Genomic DNA, 17,412 nt, shown 5'->3' with positions numbered 1-17,412 from the left:
GGGTGTGACACCAGTGACCCAAGCTGCCCGGCGGCGACGCGCGCCGGTGCTGCGTAGGGTTGGCCGGTGGCCGTGACTGACGTCTTCGCGCGGCGGGCGACCCTGGCCCGCGCGCTGCGGCTGCTGTTCGAATTCCGCTTCGAGCAGTCGGAGCCGGCCCGGTTCTACGGCGCGCTGGCGGCGGATACCGCGGCGATGGTGGGTGACCTGTGGCTGGCCGCGACCGGCGAGACCCCGGCCGGCCGCACCCTGCTCGACGTCGGCGGCGGTCCCGGCTACTTCTCGGCCGCGTTCGCCGACGCCGGGATCCGCTACGTCGGCGTCGAACCCGACCCGAGCGAGATGCACGCCGCGGGACCCACGCCCGCAAGCGGCGACGGGAACTTCGTCCGCGCCTCGGGCATGGCGCTGCCGTTCGCCGACGACTCGGTGGACATCTGCCTGTCGTCCAACGTCGCCGAACACGTGCCGCGGCCGTGGCAGCTGGGCGCCGAGATGCTTCGGGTGACCAAGCCGGGCGGGCTGGCCGTGCTCTCCTACACCGTCTGGCTGGGCCCGTTCGGGGGGCACGAGATGGGCCTGACCCATTACCTCGGGGGCGCCCGGGCCGCCGCCCGCTACGCCCGCAAACACGGGCATCCGGCGAAAAACAACTACGGGTCGTCGTTGTTCGCGGTGTCGGCGGCCGACGGCCTGCAATGGGCGGCGAGCACCGGGGCCGCGGTGGCGGCATTTCCCCGCTACCACCCCCGATGGGCGTGGTGGATGACCTGGGTGCCGCTGCTACGGGAGTTCGGAGTCAGCAACTTGGTGCTGGTGCTGCGGCCCCGATAATGAAACATGTTCTCGTTTTGCGTCGGCTTGGGTAGGGTGGCGCCATGCGCGCCGGCGACGATGCAGCGCGAAGCAATAAGGAGGAGCGGCGCAGATGCCCGAGAGCCAAACGACGGAATACGACAAGCTTTTCATCGGCGGCAAGTGGACTGAGCCGTCGACCGACGAGGTGATCGAGGTGCGCTGCCCGGCCACCGGCGAGTATGTCGGCAAGGTGCCGATGGCGGCGCCCGCCGACGTCGACGCCGCGGTGGCCGCGGCCCGCGCCGCCTTCGACAACGGACCCTGGCCCACGACGCCGCCCAAGGAGCGCGCGGCCGTCATCGCCAACGCGCTCAAGTTGATGGAAGAGCGTAAGGACCACTTCACCCAGCTGCTGGCGGCCGAGACAGGCCAGCCGCCGATGGGCGTCGAAACGATGCACTGGATGAGCTCCATCGGGGCGCTGAACTTCTTCGCCGGCCCCGCCGTCGACCAGATCAAGTGGAAAGACGTCCGCACCGGCGGCTACGGGCAGAGCATCGTCTATCGCGAGCCCATCGGCGTGGTGGGTGCGATCGTCGCATGGAACGTGCCGCTGTTCCTGGCGGTCAACAAGCTGGGCCCGGCTCTGCTGGCCGGCTGCACCGTGGTGCTCAAGCCGGCCGCCGAAACCCCGCTGAGCGCAAACGCTTTGGCGGAGGCCTTCGCCGAGGCGGGGCTGCCCGAGGGGGTGCTGTCGGTGGTGCCCGGCGGGATCGAGACCGGCCAGGCGCTGACGTCCAACCCGGGAGTCGACCTCTTCTCCTTCACCGGCAGCTCGGCCGTCGGGAAGGAGATCGGCCGGCGCGCCGCGGACATGCTCAAGCCGTGCACTCTGGAACTCGGCGGCAAGTCCGCGGCCATCGTCCTCGAGGACGTCGACCTGGCGGCCGCGGTCCCGATGCTGGTGTTCTCCGGGATCATGAACACCGGGCAGGCCTGCGTGGCCCAGACCCGGATCCTGGCCCCGCGCTCCCGCTACGACGAAATCGTCGACGCGGTAAGCGCTTTCGTGCAGGCGCTGCCGGTGGGCCTGCCGTCGGACCCGGCCGCCCAGATCGGTTCGCTGATCTCGGAGAAGCAGCGCGCGCGGGTCGAGGGTTACATCGCCAAGGGCATCGAAGAAGGTGCGCGGCTGGTGTGCGGCGGCGGCCGCCCCGATGGCCTGGACAGCGGCTTCTTCGTGCAGCCCACGGTCTTCGCCGACGTCGACAACAAGATGACGATCGCCCAGGAGGAGATCTTCGGGCCCGTGCTGAGCATCATCGGATACGACACCGAGGAGGACGCGATCAAGATCGCCAACGACTCGGTGTACGGCCTGGCCGGCAGCGTGTGGACCACCGACGTGGAACGTGGCATCGCGGTCTCGGAGAAGATCCGCACCGGCACCTACGCGATCAACTGGTATGCGTTCGACCCCTGTTGCCCGTTCGGGGGTTACAAGAACTCCGGCATCGGCCGCGAGAACGGCCCCGAAGGTGTGGAGCACTTCACCCAGCAGAAGAGCGTGCTCATGCCGATGGGCCACACGATCGAGGGCTGACCCCGGTACGCACCGAGCGTGCACTCACCGCGACGAATCAGGACCAACCTCGCGGTGGGTGCACGTTCGGCGTTTCAGGCCCTTGGTGAGGGTGCCGGCCCACGGTTCCACAGCCCCACAATTATGCTAAAGAGCATAGAAACCTGGTTGTTACACCCCCGTCAATCACGATTCACAACGACGCGCGACAACGTTTCCCGTGGTTCAGCGTTTACATAGGGAATAAATTTGCTTACTGGACCGCTGTCTTATATGCTACTAAGCATAATCATGGGCTGCACTTAGGCCGGGAGAGAATCATGTGGATCATCGAGCTGAACATCGGCGGCTATCAATTCACCCGCGAGATGCCCGACCTTAAGCGCCGGAATTTCCGCTTCAGCCCCCGCAGCATGCATTGGCCGGTACTGCGGCAATCACACGCTGCATGACGTTAGCCACGGGAGGCACGAGAGTGGCGACCACTAGCGAAACAGTGCAGGACCTCACCCCGACGAAGCGCGGCGGCACGCGCAGGAAAATGCTGGCCAGCGCCGCCGAGGTGATGCGTGAACGAGGCGCCGCGGGAGTGACCATCGATGCGGTCCTCGCCCGCAGCGGCGCGCCGCGCGGCTCGGTCTACTACCACTTCCCCGACGGCCGCAATCAGATTCTGATCGAGGCGCTGCGGTATTCCGGTGATTCCATCACCGCGATGATCGACGACGCCGCCGAGCAGGGCGCCCGAGTGCTGCTTGGCAAGTTCGTCGAGTTCTGGGAGCGTCTGCTGACCGAGGGCGGCTTCAACGCCGGCTGCCCGGTGGTGGCAGCGGCGATCGGCTCGGACGACGACGACGCCCAGCTTTCCGCCGAGGCCGGCGCCATCCTGGGCCGCTGGTGCGCGTCGCTGACCCGGGCGTTCACCCACGACGGCTTCGACGAGCCGTGCGCCGCCTCGCTGGCGGTGATGTCGATCGCCGCGCTGGAGGGCGCCATCGTGCTGTCCCGCTCGACCGGCAGCATCGACCCGTTGCGTCAGGTCGGCGACCAGCTCGAATTCCTGATCAAGGCAAGGGAATTCGTGCTCCGCAATAATATCGGGGAGTAACTCCTCAGTCGCTGGCCGGCAGCGGCTTGACCTCTTTGAGCTGCAGCGCGGTCGCGCCGACGCTCAGGCTCCCGGCGCCCGGCTTGGTCACCAGCACCTCGGCACCGGTCTCGTCGACGTAGCGCTTGCCCATCACGGTGCCGTCGGCGAAGGCCGGGTCCAATTCGCCCGAACGCTCGGCGCCAATCGGCACCATAGGCGCACCGCCACAACGCAAGTCGTCGAGGCTGTCGGCGCTCCTGACGACGATCACCTGTGTGTCACACACCTGGCTTGCCAAGCGGGTTCCGTTCTTGATCATGCCTTCAGCCCTTCTAGCATCTCGATGATCTCCCGGCGAAGTACCTTGCCGGTGGGAGTCGTGGGCAGCTCGTCGCGAAACACTACCCGGTCCGGGGTTCGCGACCCGCGCAAGCTTTTCCGGACATGCTCGCGCAATTCCTCGGGATCCGGATCCGCACCGGGGCGGGGCACCACCACCGCGACGATCGCCTGGCCCCACTGCGGATCCTCGACACCGACCACGGCGACGTCCCGCACGTGCGGGTGCTCCACCAACACCTCTTCGAGCTCGGCGGGCGCGATGTTCTCACCACCGCGGATGATGGTGTCGTCGCTGCGGCCGCCGATGAACAGATAGCCGTCCTCGTCGAGCATGGCGATGTCTCTGGTTGGGAACCAGCCGTTGTCGTCGAGTACCGAACCGATCCCCGTGTAGCGGCCGGAGACCTGCTCGCCGCGGACGAACAGCTCGCCGGTTTCACCCGGCCCGAGCACGTTGCCGTCCTCGTCGCGAATCTCGATCTCGATGCCGGGGACCGGCTGCCCGACCGACGCCAGCCGCCTGGCGACCTCGGGTGCCTCCGCGGCCTGCGCCGCCCGGTGGTCGTCCGGGGTGAGCACCGCGATGGTCGAGCTCGTCTCGGTCAGGCCGTAGGCGTTGACGAAGCCCACGCCCGGCAGAAGTTCGAGGGCCCGGCGGACGAGCGGGAGCCCCACCTTGGACCCGCCGTAGGCCAGGTTGCGCAGCGACGGCAGCTCGTGGCCCTCGGCCTCCAGCGCGGCAACGATGCGGTCCAGCATGGTGGGCACCACGGTCGCGGTGGTCACGTTCTCGGCGTTGATCAGCCGAACCCATTCCTGCGCATCGAAATTCGGCAGGTAGACCATTTTGCGCCCGGCATACAGGTTCGACAGCGCGGCGCCCACTCCGGCGATGTGATAGGGCGGCACGCAGATCAGCGCGGCGTCGCTCTGGGCGGCCGACTCGAATTCAACCGTGCCGGTCACGTAGCTGGTCAGGTTGTTGTGCGACAGTTCGACGGCCTTGGGTTGCGACGTGGTGCCCGAGGTGAACAGCACGATCGCGACCGAGTCCGGGTCGGGAAACTCCGCGGCCGGCTCGTTGTCGTGGGCGGCCGCCAGGAATTCGTCGGTGGTCATCAGCCGCGCCGTGGTCTCGCCGACCATGTCCCGGTAGCGGCTGTCGACGATCACCAGGGGCTCGGGCAGGCGCTCGATGAGCACCTGGATGCCGTCGGCGGAAAGCCGGTAATTGATCGGCGTGAACGGCAACCCGGCGCGCGCGGCGGCGAAGATCAGCACCGGCAGCATCGCGCCGCCGGTGCCCACGTAGACGACATGTCGGGCATTCGATCCAGCGATCACCCCGGCACCGCCGTCGGCGAGATCGCTGAGCTGCTGCGTCGTCAGCCGCGTGTCCCCGGAGACCACCGCAGTCCGATCGGGATTGCTCGACGCGGCCATCTCCAGAAGCAAAGAAATGCTCATCCTCGGTCTTCCCGGATCTCCACGACTTTACAAAACTTAGTCACAGTGTAACCCGTCCGGCCGAATGTCAGCTGCCCGTCCAGCGCGGCGGGCGCTTCTCGGCGAAGGCGATGGCCCCCTCTTTGGCGTCGTTGGACGCGAACACCGGACCCAGGATCGTGTTCTGCTCGGCGAACATGTTCTCGGGGCTCCAGCCGCGCGACTCGACGATGATCCGCTTGGTGGCGGCCACCGCGAGCGGCCCGTTGGCGGCGATCTTCTCGGCCAGCGCGATGGCCTCGTCAAGCGCCTTGCCCGGCTCGGCCAACACGTTGACCAGCCCCAGCTTGTGGGCGCGCTCGGCTGGCAGGTTGTCGCCGGTGAGCGCGAGCTCCATGGCAATGGCGGACGGGATGCGTTGCGGCAGCCGCAGCAGACCGCCGCCACCGGCGACTAGCCCGCGCTTGACCTCGGGGATGCCGAAGGCCGAATCCTTCGACGCGACGATCAGGTCGGTGGCCAACGCCAACTCGGTTCCGCCGGCCAGGGCATAGCCCTCGACCGCCGCGATGAGCGGTTTGATGGGCGGCCGTTCGGTGAAGCCCATGCCGCGCCCCTGGACGATGGGGAGTTCGCCGCGCGCGAAGGCCTTGAGGTCCATGCCCGCGCAGAACGATCCGCCGGCGCCGGTGAGGATGCCCACCGAAAGACCCGGGTCGCCGTCGAGCCGGTCGACGGCCTCGGCCAGGCCGTTGGCCACCGCGGCGTTGACCGCGTTCTTGGCCTTCGGCCGGTTGATCGTGATGATCAGGATCCGATCCCGCTGTTCGACCAGGACTTCGGGTTCGCTGGCTTCTTCGCTCACGGTGCTCACGTGCCGCACAGCTCCTTAAGGGTAGGGATGGCTGCTTATCCGACCGATGGTAACGGTCGACGGAAATGGCATTGGCACCAGCCGAGAGTCCCGTTTCCAGGACAGTCCTCAGGCCGGCGCCATCGCGGCTTCGATGACGGTGAGATCCTCGGAAAGCCCCGCGGCCCTTCTTATTTCGATGAAGTCCGCGACCATGGCCTCGGTCACCTCGTGCGGGTCCTTGAGCGTGGCACCGTCGGACAGCACCGAGATGTTGAGCTGGTCGACGTAGCTCCACACGGTGATGTTGAGGCCGCTACCGGCGGTCAGCGGACCCACCGAGTAAATCTCGGTGACCAGCGCCCCGCCGACCCGCCCGCGTTCGCGTGGGCCGGGCACGTTGGAGATGTTCAGGTTGAGGATCTTGTTGTGCCCGTCGCGGCCGGACGCCCACCGGAAGAAGGCCTGGGTGGGCGCGGGCGGCATGTAGGCCGCCCAGCGGCTGACTAGCTCGGGCCCCATCAGCTGATTGCTTTCCTTGGCGGCGATGGCGTTCTCGTGGGTGCACCGCACCCGCTCCAGCGGATCGTCGGAGTCGGTCGGCAGGCCCACCAGCACGCCGGTGAAGCGATTGCCGGAGATCCGCTCGGGCGAGAAGTCGAAACTCATCGGCACCGACGCCAGCAGGGGCACGGCGGTGCCGTCGTAGCGCAGCAACAGGGTGCGCAGGGCGCCGGTGGCCATGGCCAGGACCATGTCGTTGATCGTCGCCCCGAGCCGCTTGCCGGTTTCCTTGACGTCGGCCAGCGCCAGGGTGGCGGTGGCGAACCGGCGCTCCGCGTTGATCTTGTGGTTCATGAAAGTCGGTGGCGGTTCGAACGGCCGGCTCAGCTCCGGTGACAACTTGCGCGAGCTGCGCCGGACCCGGCCCAGCCCCTGCGCGGTGTAGCGGACCGTCGCGGGGATTCGCCCGACGTGCCGCAGGTGATCCGCGAACGCCGAACCCATCAGCTGCCGGGTGGTGGGCGCCGGGTCGGACACGTACGGGCCGCCCTCCGGCCCGGGCTGCAGGTCCATGCCGCGGGCCATCAGGTTGGCCGACGCGACGCCGTCGGCGAGCGAGTGGTGGATCTTGCCGACCACGGCGATCCGGTTGTTCGCCAGCCCTTCGACGAAGTACATCTCCCAGAGCGGGCGGCTGCGGTCCAACGGCGTGCTGGCGATGCGCCCGATGGCCTCGTCCAGCTCGCGCCGGCCGCCGGGCGCGGGCAACCGCATCGGGCGAATGTGGTAGTCGAGGTCGACCTCGCAATGCTCCCGCCACATCGGGTGGTGAAGCTGGAAGGGAATCTCGACCAACTGGTAGCAGAATGGCTCGAGCTTGCCCAGCCGGCCGCGGATGACTTCGCGAAACGCCTCGACGCCGAAGTCAAACCGATCTGAATCGAGTTCGATCACAGCGGCTTTGATGGTGTGCATGTGCACGTTCGGCGTTTCGCTGTAAAGCAGAACCGCGTCCCACCCGCTCAGCCGTTTCACCGCTGCCCCTTACCCATAAAGGGACCATACTCAGCGGTGACAGTTCAGATAACCTCTTTGGCCGCGTTTGTCTTGGTGCGATAGACCTGGTTGAGGAACAGCGAAGTCGCGTGCGCCGCCGCTCCCGCCCGCTCTCCGTCGATGAGGTCGTAACCGTGGCCCGCGCCGGGCAACTCCAGGTAGCCCACCATCGAATGCGAGACCGCCCGCATCCGTTCGACGAAGCTGCGCGCCTGTTCGACGGGGATGACGCTGTCCTTGCTGCCGTGAATCACCAAGAACGGCGGGGCATTTCGGTGCACCATCGCCATCGGCGACGCGTCGCGGAACACTTCGGGGTGACGGTCGATCCTGCGCTTGACCACCACCCGCTCCAGGAAGTCGACGAACCGGTCCCGCTCGGGGGTGGAGCGGTCCTCCCAGTCATAGCGCCCGTAGATGCCGACCACCGCGTCCACCGAGGTGTTGGCGCCTTCGGGCAGCTTTGCGTGGTACTTCCGGTCGTCGGGGGTGAGGCCGGCCAGTGCGGACAGGTGCCCGCCGGCCGAACAACCCGCCACCGCGACGAAATCGCGGTCGCCGCCGAACTTGTCGACGTTGGCGCGCGCCCACGCGATGGCCGTCTTGACATCGATGATGTGCCGCGGCCACCGGTGATGCGGGGCGACGCGGTAGTCGATCGCCAGGCAGACCCAGCCCTGCTCGGCCAGCCGGGACATCAGCGCGGAGCCCTGCCCCATGCACCTGCCGTGCACCCAGGCGCCGCCTGGGACGAAGATCAGCACCGGCGCGGGCTGGCCGGTCAGGTCCTTGCGGCGCCAGACGTCGAGCACCTGCGCGGGGTGGTCCCCGTAGTGGACCGCGCGACGGTGGAGGTAGCGGCGCTGGCGCATCGCGTCCCAAATCGGCGGGGTTCGTAGCGCCGCGGGCCATTCCAGCTCGAGGTCGGCCGCCGACACGATTCCCCGGAGGGCCGCCAGGGACACGTCCCGGGTGCTCTCCCGATCGCGGCGGCGAATCTCCTCGCTGTCCGACGGCTGCCGAGGCTTGGTCATGCCGGAAAAGAAGTCCGGGGCGTGCCGTGCGCCCCAAATGCCCATCGCGGTGAGGCCACCCAGCGGTTCGAGGTGCTTGCCGACCACCGGCAGCGAAGCACCCGCGACGCTCAAGGCCAGCGCGTAGTCGCCCGGACGAGCCCGCAGCAACTTTTTCGCGCACGATGTCATAGTCGGCCTCCTTGCCGTCGTGTTAGGGCAGCGTACCCCCGGCCCCGGGTACGAAACTGACGTTTGCGTCGACGCAACATCCGACATCCGAAAGACACCCGGCGTGCGATTGCCCTGCGCAAATACGGGCTGCTATCGACCGCCGTGGCGTTTGCTATCGGCGTGGGTGGAGGCCTGCCGCGACACGCTCACATCGCCGCCAGGCAGGCGATCACCCGCCCGCCGATCAGGCGGACACCGGTCAGCGTCAGACCGACCTGCGCGGCGAGCGCGGCGGCGCTGTCCACGCCGACCGACGCCCACCGAAACCAGGGCCCGATCTCGCATGCGGACTCCAGCCGGACCCAGCGCGAACGGATGCCGATGTTCTCGGCGTCGAACTCGGCCACGCAGTGCCCACCGCGGGCCAGCAGCTCGGCGGCCCGCCCCAGGATCCGGCGCGGGTCGCCGCCGAGGCCGACGTTGCCGTCGACCAGCAACACCGTCTGCCACAGGCCCATCGCGGGCAGCGGGTCGAACACGTCGCCCAGCAGGACGGGCGCGCCGCCGCGGCCCGCCAACCGGATCGCGGCCACCGAGCGATCGATGCCCAGGGCCGGTATCCCTCGCTGAATCAGCCGGGCCACCAACCGGCCGGGCCCGCATCCCAATTCGATGGTCGGCCCGGTGCACATCTGCGTGACGGCTTCGTCGAAGACTTCGTCGAAGGCGTCACCAGATCCATCACCGGGACACACGTCATCGGGACATCGCACGCCCAGCCAGCGGTGGGCCGGCAGCGGTCGCAGCTCGCCGTCGTCATGGCGAATCCAACATCGTTCGCCGCCGAGTGCCCGATCGTAGAGATGCCCCAGCATTCACGTCCCTCGCGTCCTGCCCGGCCGGGCGGTCCACGCTCGGTCCCGGTGAGGGACGTTGCGACGACGAAACGCTGGCGCGTGCCGCCCTCGCCAGCATTCCACCGATACCCCGATATTTGTTCGGCTAATCCACCGCCCTACGAGCACGCACCCGGGCGCGGAATAGTTCATTCACGATCGCTTCGCAGAGGCGCGGTCCCCCACGGTTTCTCACCGGGCCGCAGCAGCACGGCGGGGCCGGTGCCGGGGCTGACCTGGACGCGGATCTTGCCGTGCACGGTATCGATGAACCGCGGAGCGTTTGCGGTCACGTTGCCTCCCCGAAGTCTGAATCACCGCATCTCGTTGATACCACGCCCGTCGAGCGTTCCGCGTCGGTGATACTGATGCGGTGCCGAACACCGACGTTCACCCTGACCTGCAGCGGATCGCCCGTTTCACCCCGCGCCGACTCGTCGGCCCCCGGACCCTGCGGCTCATGCGGGCGGCGACGGCCTTGCGCGGGCGCCTTAGTAAGCCCGCCCGCGATGTCGAGGTGATCACGCTCGGTTCTGGGGCCGGCGTCCGGCTGTTCCGGCCGGTCGGCGTGGCCGAGCCGACCCCCGCGCTGCTGTGGATCCACGGCGGCGGTTACGTGATCGGCACCGCCGAGCAGGACGACCGGCTCTGTAGCGCGTTCAGCCGGCGGCTCGGCGCCACCGTGGCGTCGGTGGAATACCGCCTGGCGCCCGAACATCCGTATCCCGCCCCGCTGGAAGACTGCTATTCGGCGTTGACGTGGCTGGCCGGCTTGCCGTCCGTGGACCGGTACCGGGTGGCCATCGGCGGCGCGAGCGCCGGTGGCGGCCTGGCCGCGGCCCTGGCCCTGCTGGCCCGCGACCGCGCCGAGGTGAGCCCGGCGTTTCAGCTGCTGAGCTATCCCATGCTCGACGACCGCAGCTCGGCCACCGCCCGCAAGTCCCACTATCGGCTCTGGGACAACCGCAGCAACGAGTTCGGTTGGGCGGCGTACCTCGGCGACGCCGACCCTCAGGTGGCCGTGCCGGGGCGCCGCGATGACCTGAGCGGGCTGCCGCCGGCCTGGATCGGGGTCGGCACGCACGACTTGTTCCACGACGAGGACCTGGCCTACGCCGAGCGCCTGACGGCCGCCGGGGTGCCGTGCCACGTCGAGACCGTTCCGGGCGCCTTCCACGGCTTCGACCTAGCCGTGCCCAAAGCGCAAGTGTCGCAGCGGTTTTTCGACAGCCAGTGCGCCATTCTGCGTTCCGCGCTCGCCGCCGCGCCGTGATCGCCGGTCACATCGCGAAGTAAACGAGTTCGCCGCCGATGATGGTGGCCGCCACCATGCCGGCGTCCAGCTCGGCCAGCGCCGTCGCCGGCGGCTCGCTGAGCACACAGAGGTCGGCCGGCTGTCCGACCGCGACGGTCCGCGCCCGCCCCGGTCGCTCCGGCTCCCCCAGGAACATCGTCAAAGCCTCTCGGGCAGAGACACATTCGTTGGCGTTGAGGACGGTGCCGCTGAGGGTGGTGCGGTAGACCGCGGCGCGCATCGCCGTCCAGGGGTCGCCGTGACCGAAGGGCATGTCGGTGGAGAGCGCCACCGGCACCGTCGCCTCCAGTAGGGAGGCGACCCGCCACAGCTGAGGATGCTCGGCGGCGGGGACGTCGGCGAGGTAGTGATCGCCGCGCTCGGCGACGAAGTTGGGCTGGGTGACCACCGTGACCCCCAGCTCGGCCAGGTCGGCCAGGTTGTCGTCGGGCACGACGGCCGCGTGCTCGATGCGATCCCTCGGATGGCTGCCGGCCGCCCGCAGTGCCGCGATGGTGACCACGAGTTGGGCCGCGGTCACGCAGTGCACGGCGACCGGCCGGTCCGCGTCGTGCTGACCGGCGATCCAGTCCGTCAGCGCGTCCAGATCGAGGCGGTCGTCGTGCAGGATCTTCTTGCCCGGGCACAGGAAACTCGGCCGTGGCCGGAACTCGCCGTGCCGGTGCGCCACCATCAGCGACACCATGTCATCGGCGTCGAGGTCCGGGGTGGCGTCGGTGACGCCGGTGACGCCGGTCGCGGTGATTCGCCGGCTCAGTTCCGCGAGGTCGCTTTCGCGCCGCTGCAGCAGGTCCGACCAGCCGTGGTCCGCGCTGCGCAGGCGCCCGTCGGGATGTTCGGCCAGCCCGACCCGGCCCAGCGCCTCGGAGTTGAGGATCCATAGCGCCCCACTGCGGTGCTGGATGCGCACCGGGAAGCTGCGAACCATCGCGTCGAGGGCGGTCCGGTCCAGGTCGCCAGCCACCGACTCGTGGTAGCCGACGGCGCGAATCCACCCGTCGGGACCCGGCGTCGCATTCGACAGCAGTTGTGTCAGTTCGGCTTTGGTGCTGACCCCGGGCGGCCCGACGAAGAACGAATCCAGCGCGGAGGCCGCCGATCGCACGTGTACGTGGTGGTCGTGCAGGCCGGGCAGCACGGTTCCGCCGCCGGCGTAGAGCACGCCCTCGCCGCGCTCGGCGACCAGGCCATCACCCATTTCGTCGATCCGCTCGCCGACCCGGATGTCGGTGGTCATCCCGTCCAGGAGCGTGGCCCGCCGAATCAGCATGGCGAGCAGCCTCGTTCGGCCACGATTCTGCGCACCGCCGCGTTATCGGCGCCCAGCCGCGCCGCGGGCCGGCTTGGCGGCGGAACCGGTGGGGGCGGCGCGGGCAGGTTTGCGACCGACGGCTGCGTCGGCAGCGCCGCGTAACCGGCAGCGACGGCGGCCATCGAGACCTCGATCAGCTCGCCGCCACCGCGGCCCAGCGATGCGGCGACCGCGCGGGTAGCCTCCAGCCCCGTCAGCGGATCGGCGATGGCGTCACCGCAGAACACCGGTCCGTCGGCGGCGACGCCGACGAGCCCGCCACCCACCGCCGCGTCATCGCCGAACGCCGGCCTGGCGTCGTCATATCCGTTGATGCGCAACCAGATTCGGCCTCGTCCCGGCTCGACATCGTCCGGCCCGAGCCGGCGCCGCGTCAGCGCCGCGGGGCGCGAGCCCTCGATCACCACGTCGGCGGCAGTGAGCAACTCGCGCAACTCGTCGGCTTGACCGTCGAAATCGACACAGTACGAAAGCTTTTGACCGTTCATCCAGTCCAAGAACGCCCGGTTGCCGCCGCGGGTACCGTCCGGGCGGTCCGGGCTCTCGACCTTCACGACGGTCGCCCCGGCGCGTGCCAGCAGCTGTCCGCACAGCGGGCCCGCCCACATGGAGGACAGGTCGGCGACCAGCAGCCCCGCGACGTCGCGCGCCGGTCCGCGGCCACCCCGTGGCCGCGTTCGCGGCGCGGCGGCCGCGGCTTCGCCCAGACCCGCCGCGGGGATGTCGAGCAGCGTCGCGCGCTCGACGATCGCGCAGAGGGGTTGGGTTGCGGCCCAGCGCTGCAACGTCGGCCAGAGGTCGCAGGCCGCCTCATCGGTCTGGACCAGCGCGGGCACGGCGGCGACGTCGTCCGGGCGCGACAGCGTGATCGCACACCAGCCGTCGGCGGCGCCTAACAACCGGGTGGCGCCACCGGCCGACACCCGGCCGCCCCGGGTCAGGCCTAGCAAGGCGGCCCGCCCGGCCAGCAGGCCGGCGGCATCGACGGGGATGCCCCAGCGCTCGGCCACGGCCGCGGCCACCCGCTGGGCGTGGGTCAGCACGTTCGCGCGGGAGAAGTCGGGCGGCCCGTCCGGCAGGCCGGTCAGATAGGCCAGCCCGCTGCTCCCCCACATCGACGTAGCCGAGCTCACCTTCCCTATTGTGCTCGTGGTGCGCGCCTAAAACTGCAGCGCGCTGAATCGCCAGTCCAGCACCGCGCGGTCGGATTCGCCCGCGACGTCACTCACGGCGTAGACCAGCGACCGCAGCCCCAGGACGCCCCCGTGGCCGGTCGGCTCGGCGGACTCGACGTGCAACTCGCTGTAGAGGGTGTCCCCCTCGTGGACGGGCCCGGTGTGATCGCAGGACTCCCAGCCCAGCACCGTTGCGAGGTTGGGTAGCAGCCTGTTCGCCTGCGCGAGCGCCAGCCCGATGGTATGGCCGCCGTACACCAGCCGGCGCCCGCTGATCCGCGAATCATGGTGGGTGGCAGCGATGTTCAGGGTCAGCCGGGCCAGCTCGGGCGCGCTGGTTACCACGTCGGCGGTGCTGCACAGCACCGCGCCGGCCAGTCCGGGGTGAAAGTGCGGACCGGGCACCTTGTTCCGGAACACCTCGCCGTCCCAGTGCACGACGGGGTCGGTGGCCGGGCCGGGCGCGCCGGCGCCGATTCCGGACAGGTCGTCGCCGGGCGCGCCCCGGGGATTCCAGTCCGGGCCGGCCGGCAGCATGGCGCACCGGTAGAAGTCGAGAACCAATCGATCGGCCTGGTCGATCGTGATCATCCGAAGCGCCGCCAGCCCCGTCGGTGCCCGGCCTGGCTTCGGCGAATTAGCGCGTAACCCAACAACTTCGGTGCGGGTGTAGATGGTGTCGCCAATGACGGGGAATCGGTGAAACGTAAGGCCGCGGTAGAACAGGTTGGCCTTGACCCGCTGGGTGGCCAGCGTCGACTGGCCGATCGCGACGTCGCACACCAGCGCCGGGTGCGCCAGCGGTCCCGGCACGCCGGTCACGGCGGTGCACAGCACGGCATCGCATGCCAGGCGCAGCCGGTCGCCCACGATCGCCTGGTGGGCCGCGGCCAGCCCCGAGGACAACGTGACAGCGGGCGCCCAGTCGAAAACCTGGCCGACCGAGAGGTCGTCGAAGTACGGCCCGCCGGGGCGCATCCCCGCATACCCGTCACTAGTCACAACGCCACATGCTGGCAGGGTGTGGAATCGAGGGTCAACCTCGTGGCGATCGCGAGCGCGGCGAAGCCGGGCGAAGCGGGTCGCCACGATCAACCTCGTGGCGATCGCGAGCGCGGCGAAGCCGGGCGAAGCGCGTCGCCACCATCAACGCTGGAGGGCGATCGCAGGTGAATGACGAAGAGGACATGCTGGTGGCCACGGTGCGGGCGTTCATCGACCGCGACGTCAAGCCGACCGTCCGCGAGGTCGAGCACGCCAATACCTATCCCGAGGCGTGGATCGAGCAGATGAAGCGGATCGGCATCTATGGCCTGGCCATTCCCGAAGAATACGGCGGGTCGCCGGTGTCCATGCCGTGCTACGTAAGGGTTACCGAGGAGCTGGCCCGCGGCTGGATGAGCCTGGCCGGCGCGATGGGCGGGCACACCGTGGTGGCCAAGCTGCTGGCCCTGTTCGGGACCGAGGAACAGAAGCGGGCCTACCTGCCGGCGATGGCGTCCGGCGAGCTGCGCGCCACGATGGCGTTGACGGAACCGGGCGGCGGGTCGGACCTGCAGAACATGACGACGACGGCCTTGCCTTTTGCGGGCGCGGACGGCGCCCTCGGCGGCCTGCGGATCAACGGCTCCAAGACCTGGATCAGCAATGCGCGGCGGTCCGGGCTGATCGCGCTGCTGTGCAAGACCGATCCGAATGCCACGCCCCGCCACCGGGGCATCTCGATCGTGCTCGTCCAGCACGGGCCCGGCCTCACGGTGTCGCGGGATCTGCCCAAGCTGGGCTACAAGGGCGTCGAGTCCTGCGAGCTGTCCTTCGACAACTTCGCGGCACCCGAGTCGGCGGTGCTGGGCGGCCGGATGGGCGAAGGCTTTTCGCAGATGATGAAGGGGCTCGAGACGGGCCGCATCCAGGTGGCCGCCCGGGCGCTGGGTGTCGGCACGGCGGCGCTCGAGGACGCGCTGGCCTATGCGCAGCAACGGGAGAGCTTCGGCCGGCCCATCTGGAAGCATCAGGCGGTGGGCAATTACCTGGCCGACATGGCGACCAAACTCACCGCCGCCCGTCAGCTGACCCGCTACGCCGCCGAGCGCTACGACAGCGGCGAGCGCTGCGACATGGAAGCCGGGATGGCCAAACTGTTCGCCTCCGAAGTGGCGATGGAGATCGCCCTGAACGCCGTGCGGATTCACGGCGGCTACGGCTACTCATGCGAATACGACGTGGAACGCTACTTCCGCGACGCCCCCCTGATGATCGTCGGCGAGGGCACCAACGAGATTCAGCGCAATGTGATCGCTGGACAGTTGGTGGCGCGGGGCGGTATCTGAGCGCGAGTCTGAATGTGCGGGCTTGACGTCGGGGCGTGCTGTATCCTTGCCTGACTTCTCAGCAAAGCTGCGCGGAATTAAAAGTTACTGCAACGAAAGAAAGTCGGCTGCCATGAGTTATCCCCCAGGGCCCTACGAAGGCTCCCCGGAATGGCAGGGCCAGCAACCGGAATGGCAGGGACAGCCGCCGCCTTGGCAGGGCCAGCAGCCGGGTTGGCCGGGCCAGCAACCGGGTTGGCAGCCGCCGCAGCCGGGCTGGCAGGGCCAGCCGGAGCCGGAGAACTACCTCGTCTGGGCGATCCTGTGCACCGTGCTGTGCTGCCTGCCGATCGGAATCGTGTCGATCGTGTACTCCACCAAGGTGTCCGGGCTATGGGCCCAGGGGCGGTACCCCGAGGCGCAGGAGGCGGCCAACAACGCCAAGAAGTGGGCCATCATCGGTGCGGTCGTCGGCGCGGTGTTCGCGGTGATCATGGTGATCCTGTACATCGCCATCGGCGTGATCGCCGTCTCGAACATGCCGTCGACCACGACCACCACGTATTCGGGCTTCTGACAACGCTTTAGGCGTCAATAGCGTCGACCAGGCCCCAGGCCAGCGCGGTGCCGGCGTCGATGGTGCGGCCGGACAGCACGAGATAGGCGGTGCGCCACCGGCCGATCCGGCGGGTGACGCTGAGCGTCCCGCCGGCGCCGGGGATCAGCCCCAGCTGAAGTTCGGGTAGCCCGAACACCGAATCGTCGCGCGCGGTCACCCATCCGCAGAACGCCGCCATCTCCAGCCCGCTGCCCAGCACGCGGCCGTGCACCTCCGCCCTGAAGGCGCGGCCGAGCCGGGCCGTCAGCGCATCGAGCGCCAGGGCGGGGCTGTGCCGGGTGCGGGCCAGGTGCGCGCTCGCCGGGTCGGTGAAGGTGCCGAATTCGGCGAGGTCGCCGCCGCTGCAGAACGACGGTCCGTTGCCGCTCAACACGATCCCGGTCACCGACGGGTCGAGTTGCGCGACGGTGAGCGCCTCCAGCAGCGCGGCCCGGGCGTCGGTGGAGAATGCGTTGTGGCGTTGTGGGCGGTTGAACGCGATACGCATCGTGTCGCCGTCGCGGTGGGTCCGTACCGGCTCGGCGATGTCGGGCAGCCGAGCCGGACCGCGTTCTTGCAGCCAGCGCGCGAACTCGGGACCCGCCTGCAAGGTCGAATAGGCAAGCGACTCGGTCACCACCGCCGGTAGCGCGGGCCCACCCGGGTCGACCCCGCGCAACACGTCGTCACAGACAGTGCTGGCCTGCGGCCAGTTGTGGCAGCGCGCGGTCAACTCGGCCAGCGCGCCGGGCACCGAATCGACGGTGACCATCCGGCGATCGTCGCAGCGGTCTTCGGTCAACGTGAAAGTCGCCGCCTCCAACCATGATTCGTGGCGGGCGAGGTCCGCGGCCGCGCCGTAGGCCAGGATCACCCCCGGCGGCGCCGCGGTGCCGGGTTCGGGGCCGGCAGCCGGGGGGCTCGACAGGTCCAGCACCCGGAGCATGGG

18 protein-coding genes are annotated in these 17,412 nt (G+C 69.2%); 7 read left to right on the top strand and 11 right to left on the bottom strand.

What is annotated here, in order from left to right:
- The first annotated feature begins 66 nt into the window (after positions 1 to 66).
- The 4 genes from A5758_RS12730 (at position 67) to A5758_RS12720 (ending at position 3,488) form a co-directional block, all read left to right on the top strand.
- Complete coding sequence (locus A5758_RS12730; protein ID WP_067740367.1) at positions 67 to 834, top strand: class I SAM-dependent methyltransferase; 768 nt, start codon at positions 67 to 69, stop codon at positions 832 to 834.
- 94 nt (positions 835 to 928) lie between these two features.
- Positions 929 to 2,401, top strand: a complete 1,473-nt coding sequence (locus tag A5758_RS12725) for an aldehyde dehydrogenase (RefSeq protein WP_067740365.1) — start codon at positions 929 to 931, stop codon at positions 2,399 to 2,401.
- Positions 2,402 to 2,700: 299 nt separating this feature from the next.
- Positions 2,701 to 2,832 (top strand): hypothetical protein, encoded by a 132-nt coding sequence (locus tag A5758_RS26385; RefSeq protein ID WP_255360835.1) that lies wholly within the window; start codon positions 2,701 to 2,703, stop codon positions 2,830 to 2,832.
- Positions 2,833 to 2,921: 89 nt separating this feature from the next.
- Entirely contained in the window at positions 2,922 to 3,488 is a 567-nt protein-coding gene (locus A5758_RS12720) for a TetR/AcrR family transcriptional regulator (RefSeq protein WP_067212100.1), read from the top strand.
- A gap of 4 nt (positions 3,489 to 3,492) precedes the next feature.
- On the opposite strand, the gene A5758_RS12715 is transcribed toward A5758_RS12720, so the two are convergent.
- The 7 genes from A5758_RS12715 to A5758_RS25770 all read right to left on the bottom strand — a co-directional run bounded on the left by A5758_RS12715 (position 3,493) and on the right by A5758_RS25770 (position 10,047).
- On the bottom strand, positions 3,493 to 3,789 hold the full coding sequence (locus A5758_RS12715) for a hypothetical protein (protein WP_067740363.1): 297 nt from the start codon (positions 3,787 to 3,789) through the stop codon (positions 3,493 to 3,495).
- Positions 3,786 to 5,279 carry a class I adenylate-forming enzyme family protein gene (locus A5758_RS12710; RefSeq protein WP_067740357.1) on the bottom strand — a complete coding sequence of 498 codons (1,494 nt, stop codon included), beginning with the start codon at positions 5,277 to 5,279 and terminating at the stop codon, positions 3,786 to 3,788. The genes A5758_RS12715 and A5758_RS12710 overlap by 4 nt, the downstream gene beginning before the upstream one ends.
- A 67-nt stretch (positions 5,280 to 5,346) precedes the next feature.
- Positions 5,347 to 6,123: a crotonase/enoyl-CoA hydratase family protein gene (locus tag A5758_RS12705; RefSeq protein ID WP_369816431.1), complete on the bottom strand. Its 777-nt coding sequence runs from the start codon at positions 6,121 to 6,123 to the stop codon at positions 5,347 to 5,349.
- A 117-nt stretch (positions 6,124 to 6,240) separates the two neighbouring features.
- A complete protein-coding gene (locus A5758_RS12700) occupies positions 6,241 to 7,650 on the bottom strand; it encodes a wax ester/triacylglycerol synthase family O-acyltransferase (protein ID WP_067212019.1) in 1,410 nt (469 codons plus the stop codon).
- A 44-nt stretch (positions 7,651 to 7,694) separates the two neighbouring features.
- Complete coding sequence (locus A5758_RS12695) at positions 7,695 to 8,876, bottom strand: alpha/beta hydrolase (protein WP_067740355.1); 1,182 nt, start codon at positions 8,874 to 8,876, stop codon at positions 7,695 to 7,697.
- A 188-nt stretch (positions 8,877 to 9,064) separates the two neighbouring features.
- Positions 9,065 to 9,733 (bottom strand): SAM-dependent methyltransferase, encoded by a 669-nt coding sequence (locus A5758_RS12690; RefSeq protein ID WP_067212014.1) that lies wholly within the window; start codon positions 9,731 to 9,733, stop codon positions 9,065 to 9,067.
- Positions 9,734 to 9,903: 170 nt separating this feature from the next.
- On the bottom strand, positions 9,904 to 10,047 hold the full coding sequence (locus tag A5758_RS25770) for a hypothetical protein (protein ID WP_197503923.1): 144 nt from the start codon (positions 10,045 to 10,047) through the stop codon (positions 9,904 to 9,906).
- Positions 10,048 to 10,127: 80 nt separating this feature from the next.
- Here A5758_RS25770 and A5758_RS12685 point away from each other — a divergent pair, with 80 nt between their 5' ends.
- Positions 10,128 to 11,027 (top strand): alpha/beta hydrolase, encoded by a 900-nt coding sequence (locus A5758_RS12685; RefSeq protein ID WP_067740352.1) that lies wholly within the window; start codon positions 10,128 to 10,130, stop codon positions 11,025 to 11,027.
- Between the two features lie 7 nt (positions 11,028 to 11,034).
- Here the strand turns inward: A5758_RS12685 and A5758_RS12680 are convergent, their stop codons facing one another.
- Genes A5758_RS12680 through A5758_RS12670 form a run of 3 tightly spaced genes read right to left on the bottom strand, consistent with a single transcriptional unit; the run spans position 11,035 to position 14,534 of the window.
- Positions 11,035 to 12,339: an amidohydrolase family protein gene (locus tag A5758_RS12680; RefSeq protein WP_067740350.1), complete on the bottom strand. Its 1,305-nt coding sequence runs from the start codon at positions 12,337 to 12,339 to the stop codon at positions 11,035 to 11,037.
- Positions 12,333 to 13,514 carry a CoA transferase gene (locus A5758_RS12675; protein ID WP_067740349.1) on the bottom strand — a complete coding sequence of 394 codons (1,182 nt, stop codon included), beginning with the start codon at positions 13,512 to 13,514 and terminating at the stop codon, positions 12,333 to 12,335. The genes A5758_RS12680 and A5758_RS12675 overlap by 7 nt, the downstream gene beginning before the upstream one ends.
- A 27-nt stretch (positions 13,515 to 13,541) precedes the next feature.
- Entirely contained in the window at positions 13,542 to 14,534 is a 993-nt protein-coding gene (locus A5758_RS12670) for a MaoC family dehydratase (RefSeq protein WP_156622618.1), read from the bottom strand.
- A gap of 191 nt (positions 14,535 to 14,725) precedes the next feature.
- Here A5758_RS12670 and A5758_RS12665 point away from each other — a divergent pair, with 191 nt between their 5' ends.
- Positions 14,726 to 15,886, top strand: coding sequence for an acyl-CoA dehydrogenase family protein (locus tag A5758_RS12665; protein WP_067740345.1), 1,161 nt, complete (start codon positions 14,726 to 14,728; stop codon positions 15,884 to 15,886).
- A gap of 112 nt (positions 15,887 to 15,998) precedes the next feature.
- The gene (locus tag A5758_RS12660; protein ID WP_067740343.1) at positions 15,999 to 16,442 is read left to right on the top strand and encodes a CD225/dispanin family protein; all 444 of its coding nucleotides are present in this window, start codon (positions 15,999 to 16,001) and stop codon (positions 16,440 to 16,442) included.
- Positions 16,443 to 16,449: 7 nt separating this feature from the next.
- On the opposite strand, the gene A5758_RS12655 is transcribed toward A5758_RS12660, so the two are convergent.
- Positions 16,450 to 17,409 (bottom strand): enoyl-CoA hydratase/isomerase family protein, encoded by a 960-nt coding sequence (locus A5758_RS12655; RefSeq protein WP_067740341.1) that lies wholly within the window; start codon positions 17,407 to 17,409, stop codon positions 16,450 to 16,452.
- Positions 17,410 to 17,412 lie beyond the last annotated feature (3 nt).

This window comes from Mycobacterium sp. 852014-50255_SCH5639931 (genome assembly GCF_001665605.1).
Classification (GTDB): domain Bacteria; phylum Actinomycetota; class Actinomycetes; order Mycobacteriales; family Mycobacteriaceae; genus Mycobacterium; species Mycobacterium paraffinicum.
The sequence above is the reverse complement of the archived record's forward strand: the minus strand, read 5'-3'. Positions and strand labels throughout refer to the sequence as shown.

Excerpts from the sequence above, each read along its gene's own strand:
- A5758_RS12660 (WP_067740343.1), top strand. The coding sequence starts at position 15,999 with ATGAGTTATCCCCCAGGGCCCTACGAAGGCTCCCCGGAATGGCAGGGC.
- A5758_RS12695 (WP_067740355.1), bottom strand. The coding sequence starts at position 8,876 with ATGACATCGTGCGCGAAAAAGTTGCTGCGGGCTCGTCCGGGCGACTAC.
- A5758_RS26385 (WP_255360835.1), top strand. The coding sequence starts at position 2,701 with ATGTGGATCATCGAGCTGAACATCGGCGGCTATCAATTCACCCGCGAG.
- A5758_RS12690 (WP_067212014.1), bottom strand. The coding sequence starts at position 9,733 with ATGCTGGGGCATCTCTACGATCGGGCACTCGGCGGCGAACGATGTTGG.
- A5758_RS12670 (WP_156622618.1), bottom strand. The coding sequence starts at position 14,534 with ATGCGCCCCGGCGGGCCGTACTTCGACGACCTCTCGGTCGGCCAGGTT.
- A5758_RS12720 (WP_067212100.1), top strand. The coding sequence starts at position 2,922 with ATGCTGGCCAGCGCCGCCGAGGTGATGCGTGAACGAGGCGCCGCGGGA.
- A5758_RS12725 (WP_067740365.1), top strand. The coding sequence starts at position 929 with ATGCCCGAGAGCCAAACGACGGAATACGACAAGCTTTTCATCGGCGGC.
- A5758_RS12680 (WP_067740350.1), bottom strand. The coding sequence starts at position 12,339 with ATGCTGATTCGGCGGGCCACGCTCCTGGACGGGATGACCACCGACATC.
- A5758_RS12710 (WP_067740357.1), bottom strand. The coding sequence starts at position 5,279 with ATGAGCATTTCTTTGCTTCTGGAGATGGCCGCGTCGAGCAATCCCGAT.
- A5758_RS12655 (WP_067740341.1), bottom strand. The coding sequence starts at position 17,409 with ATGCTCCGGGTGCTGGACCTGTCGAGCCCCCCGGCTGCCGGCCCCGAA.
- A5758_RS12715 (WP_067740363.1), bottom strand. The coding sequence starts at position 3,789 with ATGATCAAGAACGGAACCCGCTTGGCAAGCCAGGTGTGTGACACACAG.